This window comes from Limimaricola litoreus, assembly GCF_024159025.1.
Classification (GTDB): Bacteria; Pseudomonadota; Alphaproteobacteria; order Rhodobacterales; family Rhodobacteraceae; genus Limimaricola; species Limimaricola litoreus.
The window spans coordinates 1-4,428 of sequence record NZ_JAMYXC010000087.1; the positions used below are offsets into that span (position 1 = coordinate 1).

A 4,428-nucleotide genomic window follows, 5' to 3' on the forward strand; every position below is an offset into this window, starting at 1 on the left:
CGGCGGCGTCGAGCCCGGCGGCAAGGCGCTGCACATCGGCCATCATCAGCGACGGCACCGCGCCTTCGGCGGCCTCGGCCTGCAGCACCGGCGAGGTCAGGCTTCGGGTGACGGCGGGCTGGGCCACGAGCCACATTGCGAGCAGCAACAAGGCGGGGCCGGCGGCATAGATGGCGGCGGTCCAGCCGTAGTAATGCGCGAGCGAGTGGAGCCTGCGCCCCTCCCGCTGCGCGGCGTTCCGCGCGCGGGCACGGGCCAGCACGAAGCCTGCGGCGGCGATGGCCAGCACGATCAGGGCGGTCCAGGTCGGGGGCATGGCGGAGCCTTCGATTGTCGAGGCCCGAAGCGCATGCGCCTCGGGCCGGGGTGTCTGTCGCGCGCAAGCCTGCGCCGAAAGGCCGGGGACGGCATCGCCGCCCCCGGCCCCGCGATATCTCGGGTTACATCGCGCTCATGGTGGTGCCGGTCGCGACCGTCTCCTGCGTCGCGGCCAGCTCGGGATCGGCGACGAGGCCGTAGTCCGACAGCGGGCCGTCGGGGCCGGCGATCTCGTCGGCGACGAAGAACTCGACGAACTCCTGCAGCCCGGGGATCACGCCCAGATGCGCCTTCTTGACGTAGAAGAAGAGCGGACGCGAGACCGGGTAATCGCCGCTGGCAATGGTCTCGGTCGAGGGCTCGACGCCCGACATGGTCGCGACCTGCAGGCTGTCGGTGTTGTTTTCGTAGAACGACAGGCCGAACACGCCGAGCCCCTGCGGGTTGGCCTCGATCCGGGCCAGCGTCTCGGTGTAGTCGCCGTCGATGTCGACCGACACGCCATCGGTGCGGGTTTCCATGCAGGCCGCCTCGGCCGCGTCCTCGTCGCCGCCGTTGATCTCGAGGATCTGCTCGAAGGCGCCGCTTTCCTCGCAGCCCGCGAGCAGCACCTTCTCCTCGAACACCTCGCGGGTGCCGTGCTTGGTGCCCGGGATGAAGGCGAGGATCTCCTGATCGGGCAGATCGGCGTTGACCTCGGCCCAGTTGGCATTGGGGTTTTCGACCATCGCGCCGTCCCGGGGCAGCTCGGCGGCGAGTGCCTTGTACCAGTCGGCAGGGGTGAAGGCGAAGCTCTCGCCGTCGATGTCGGAGGCGAAGACGATGCCGTCATAGCCGATCCGCACCTCGATGATCTCGCTCACGCCATTGGCGGCGCAGGTCTCGACCTCGCCCGACCGGATCGCGCGGGAGGCGTTGGCGATGTCGATGGTGTTCTCGCCCACGCCCTCGCAGAAGCGCGCCAGACCGGCGGAGGAGCCGCCCGATTCGACCACCGGGGTCGGGAAATCGAAGTTCTCGCCGAAGGCCTCGGCCACGATCGAGGCATAGGGCAGCACGGTCGAGGAGCCGGCGACCTGCACGTTGTCGCGCCCCTGCGCGGTGGCAAGGCCGGTGGTGGCGGCGAGAAGGGCCGCGCTCGAGACGGTCATCTTGACGAAGGACATGGATCGCTCCTGTTGTTCATTCCCCCGAAGCGCCCCGCGGCGCCTCGTTGATGCCCGATTACGGGGGGGACGCCTCGCTTTTGTGACAGGCGTGTAAAAGTTTCATGACAGCCCCCGATCGAGTGCTGATGACCCGAGGGAAAGCCTTCAGGCGCCGGGCAGGATCACGATGAAGCTGCTGCCCTGCCCCGGCGCACTCTCGATCCGCAGGCGGCCGCGATGGCGGTTGACGATGTGCTTGACGATGGCGAGGCCGAGCCCGGTGCCGCCCACATCGCGCGAGCGGTGCGTATCGACGCGGTAGAAGCGCTCGGTCAGGCGCGGCAGATGATGCGCCGCGATGCCCTCGCCGTGGTCGCGCACCACGAGCCGCACGCCCGGCCCGCGCAGTTCGGGCTGAAGCTCCGCGGCCCCGAGGGTGACCTCCACCGGGCGGTCGCGACCGCCATACTTGATCGCATTGCCGACGAGGTTGGTGACCACCTGCCGCAGCTGCTCCTCGTCTCCGGGCACGATCACCGGTGCCTGTGGCGCATCGAACGAGAGCGTCACCCGGTCTCGCGTGGCGATGGGCTCGAGAAGAGTGATGACCTGCGCGGCCAGCGCAGAAAGATCGACCTTTGCCGTCGGGCGGCGGCGTTCCCCCTGCTCGACGCGGGCGAGCGACAGCAGGTCCGCCACGAGCTGCGACATGCGCGCGGCCTCGCGCGCCATGATCCCGAGAAAGCGGTCACGCGCGGCGGCATCGTCGCGCGCCGCGCCGCGCAGCGTCTCGATGAAGCCCGACAGCGCGGTAATCGGCGTGCGCAGCTCGTGGCTCACATTGGTGACGAAATCGCGCCGCATCGCATCCGCCGCCTCGACCGCGGTGACATCCTCGAAGCTCAGCGCGACGCCGGGCCCGGTGTCGAGCGCGACCGCGCCGACCGTCACATGCCAGGTGGTGTCGCGGTTGCCCGAGCGGCCGAGGTAGCGCGCCTGCCGCGTCGCGCCGTCGCGCAGCACCGCCTCGACCGCGTCGAGCACGGCCGGCTGGCGCAGGGCGATGATGTAATGCCGCCCCGGATGCGCGGACCCCAGAAGCCTCAGCGCCGCCGCGTTGGTCGCCTCGATCCGTTCGCCCGGGCCGATCAGCAGCACCGGAAAGGGCAGCGCCGCCATGAGCGACCGGGTCGTGTCCATCGCGCGATCATCGGGCTCTCGGGTCCCCTCGCCGGAACCGCCCGTCGCGCCCTCCTCTCGGCCCGGCCCGCGCAGGGCCCGCCCGATGCTGCGCCAAGGGGGGGTCAGAGCGCTTCGAGCCCGGCGCGGAAGCGCGCGGCATTGTCGCGGTAGTTCAGCGCCGATTGCCGCAGCTTCCCGATGGCGGCCTCGTCGAGCTGGCGCACCACCTTGCCCGGCGCGCCCATAACGAGGCTGCCGTCGGGAATCTCCTTGCCCTCGGTCACCAGCGCGCCCGCGCCGATCAGGCAGTCGCGGCCGATCTTCGCGCCGTTGAGCACGGTGGCGCCCATGCCGATCAGGGAATTCTCGCCGATCGTGCAGCCATGCAGCATCGCCTTGTGGCCCACCGTCACGCCCGCGCCGATGTCGAGCGGAAAGCCCATGTCGGTGTGCAGCACGCAGTTCTCCTGCACGTTGGCGTTCTCGCCCAGGCTGATGCGTTCGTTGTCGCCACGGATCGTGGTGCCGAACCAGACCGAGCTGCCGGGGCCGAGCGTGACGCGGCCGATCACATGGGTGCCGGGCGCGACCCATGCGGTCGCGTCGATCTCGGGGGTCTCGCCGTCGAGCGCGTAGATGGTCATGATCTCTCCTCGAACTCCGATTGCAGGCCGCGCACGTGATCGAGCAGCCAGGGCTGCTGGCTGCGGCGCAGGCGCTCGGCCTCGATGATGATCTTGAGCCGCGCCTCGGTGGCGTCAAGATCGTCGTTGACCAGCACGTAGTCGTAACCGTCCCAGTGGCTGATCTCGTCCCAGCTTTTCTGCATGCGCCGCTCGATCACCTCGGCCGCGTCCTGCGCACGGCCGACGAGGCGGCGGTGCAGCTCCGCGATCGAGGGCGGCAGGATGAAGATCGAAAGCACCTGATCGGCCATGCGGCTGTTCGAGATCTGCTGCGCGCCCTGCCAGTCCACGTCGAACAGCACGTCGCGCCCGGCCTCGGTTGCCTCGGCGACCGGCCCGCGCGGCGAGCCGTAGTAGTTCTCGAAGACGCGCGCATGCTCCAGCATCTCGCCCTCCGCCACGAGGTGCTTGAACCGCTCCTCGGTGACGAAGTGGTAATCCTGCCCGTCGATCTCGCCCGGGCGCGGCGCCCGCGTCGTGGCTGAGACCGAAAAGCCCAAGGTCGGATCCCAGTCGCGCAGCCGTCGCGCGAGGGTCGATTTTCCCGCCCCCGAAGGCGAGGAGAGAATGATGAGAAGGCCGCGCCGCTGCATGATGTCCGCTGCTCCGTCTGTGTGCCGATGGGCCCCGGGTCGGGCTTGGGGCGGGGTTAGGCGGATCGGGGCCGCGCGGCAAGACCGGGGGCGCGCGTTAAGCAAATGTAAAGATATCACGGGCGGCCGCCCGGTCCGCGCCCTAGAATAGGGGCGAGATTGTGGTGAAACCTTGGAGCGACCCGATGACGTTGCGTGAGCAGGATATCCGATGCGACGGCACGACCGCGCGGCTCGACCGCATCGAGGCCTATTGGCGCGGTCTTTCGGCAGGGGCCCTCGCCCCGCCGCGCGCCGCGATCGACCCGAACCGGATCGGCGCGGCGCTGCCTTGCGTCTTCCTGCTCGATGCGGTGGCGCCGGGGGTGGGACGGCTGCGGCTCGCCGGGCGCGAGATCTGCGAGATCGCGGGAAGCGAGGCGCGGGGGGAAAATGCTTTCATATCTACGCCATGCCATCCGCATCTTGCGGCAGGCATTTTCACCTTCCGTGTCCGAAGAA

Annotated in this window: 6 protein-coding genes; 1 reads left to right on the forward strand and 5 read right to left on the reverse strand. The window is 69.6% G+C overall.

Features of this window, described 5'->3' with window-relative positions:
• The 5 genes from NHG85_RS06135 to gmk all read right to left on the reverse strand — a co-directional run.
• On the reverse strand, window positions 1–316 hold a 316-nt coding region (locus NHG85_RS06135; RefSeq protein WP_253330780.1), incomplete at its 3' end, for a phosphate ABC transporter permease family protein.
• 124 nt (window positions 317–440) lie between these two features.
• On the reverse strand, window positions 441–1,484 hold the full coding sequence (locus NHG85_RS06140) for a substrate-binding domain-containing protein (RefSeq protein ID WP_253330782.1): 1,044 nt from the start codon (window positions 1,482–1,484) through the stop codon (window positions 441–443).
• A gap of 147 nt (window positions 1,485–1,631) precedes the next feature.
• Window positions 1,632–2,666 carry a sensor histidine kinase gene (locus tag NHG85_RS06145; RefSeq protein ID WP_253330783.1) on the reverse strand — a complete coding sequence of 345 codons (1,035 nt, stop codon included), beginning with the start codon at window positions 2,664–2,666 and terminating at the stop codon, window positions 1,632–1,634.
• A 104-nt stretch (window positions 2,667–2,770) separates the two neighbouring features.
• Complete coding sequence (locus NHG85_RS06150) at window positions 2,771–3,292, reverse strand: gamma carbonic anhydrase family protein (RefSeq protein ID WP_253330785.1); 522 nt, start codon at window positions 3,290–3,292, stop codon at window positions 2,771–2,773.
• A complete protein-coding gene (gmk, locus tag NHG85_RS06155) occupies window positions 3,289–3,927 on the reverse strand; it encodes a guanylate kinase (RefSeq protein WP_253330789.1) in 639 nt (212 codons plus the stop codon). Before gmk ends, NHG85_RS06150 begins: the two co-directional genes overlap by 4 nt.
• 185 nt (window positions 3,928–4,112) lie before the next feature.
• Between gmk and NHG85_RS06160 the strand changes: the two genes are divergently transcribed.
• Window positions 4,113–4,428 (forward strand): PAS domain-containing protein (locus NHG85_RS06160; RefSeq protein ID WP_253330791.1); only part of this gene is annotated, 316 nt, incomplete at its 3' end.

What these genes read in the sequence shown, in the direction of transcription:
- NHG85_RS06140 (WP_253330782.1), bottom strand. Translation starts at nt 1,484, where the DNA reads ATGTCCTTCGTCAAGATGACCGTCTCGAGCGCGGCCCTTCTCGCCGCC.
- NHG85_RS06145 (WP_253330783.1), bottom strand. Translation starts at nt 2,666, where the DNA reads ATGGACACGACCCGGTCGCTCATGGCGGCGCTGCCCTTTCCGGTGCTG.
- NHG85_RS06150 (WP_253330785.1), bottom strand. Translation starts at nt 3,292, where the DNA reads ATGACCATCTACGCGCTCGACGGCGAGACCCCCGAGATCGACGCGACC.
- gmk (WP_253330789.1), bottom strand. Translation starts at nt 3,927, where the DNA reads ATGCAGCGGCGCGGCCTTCTCATCATTCTCTCCTCGCCTTCGGGGGCG.